General features: G+C 29.1%; 2 pseudogenes. Both read right to left on the reverse strand.

Going from position 1 to position 755, the window contains the following annotated elements:
* Positions 1-379 (reverse strand): annotated as a pseudogene (locus tag CAMP5118_RS07935) (hypothetical protein); the annotation flags it as partial.
* Positions 380-618: 239 nt separating this feature from the next.
* Positions 619-755 (reverse strand): annotated as a pseudogene (locus CAMP5118_RS08115) (DUF5675 family protein); the annotation flags it as partial.

Raw genomic sequence — 755 nt, forward strand, 5'->3', positions numbered from 1 at the left:
CACTTTTTGAATTTGTATTTTGGTTAATACTTGTGTTTTGCTCCCACAGCCTATCAAGCATAGCATTAAAAAGCTTAGTGGTATTAGTTTCATTGCTTTTGGATATATAGTTTTTAACATCATCAACCATTGTTTTGATTTAATTTTTTTGAGTATTTGCATGAAAGAGTGCTTTTAACTCTTGTTCGTGTCTTATTTTAAGCTCCTGAGTAATTTTTGCGAGTTCATTATTTACACCCAAAGCTAAATTTAAATCACTTTGACTTTTTTCTAATTTTGCTTGAGTGCTATCTAGCTTAAGATATAAAAATACATTAAGCATAAGCATTAGAGCTAAAGCAATACAAAGCTTTGCATTTTTAAATAAAAGATTTATCATTTCTTATTTTAGAAGTTTAAGTAAGATTTGAGTATAATTTCAAAGGGTGGAACACCAAAGGTGGCCGCCTTTGGTGTTAATCAACACTCAGCTAGGTGGTGATTAAATTGAACCATAAAATTCTAGTAATAATTATACTACTTTGTATAATTATAGTCAAGGCTTATTAGCTTTGATTTCCCCTTTAAAAAGGGGAGCTAGAATACCGCCTTTGGCCTACTTAAACTTTTATCTCCTTTCTAAAATTTATTTGTGATTTCTAATTTTATATTTGATAAATCTTGCTGATATAGCAAATCATATAATTTTTTACAAGCTTGTCTGCTTTGACCGACACTTTCATCACTCTTAATTAAACATAGTAAAATACAATCTT

The organism is Campylobacter sp. LMG 7929, from assembly GCF_024723595.1.
GTDB lineage: Bacteria > Campylobacterota > Campylobacteria > Campylobacterales > Campylobacteraceae > Campylobacter_D.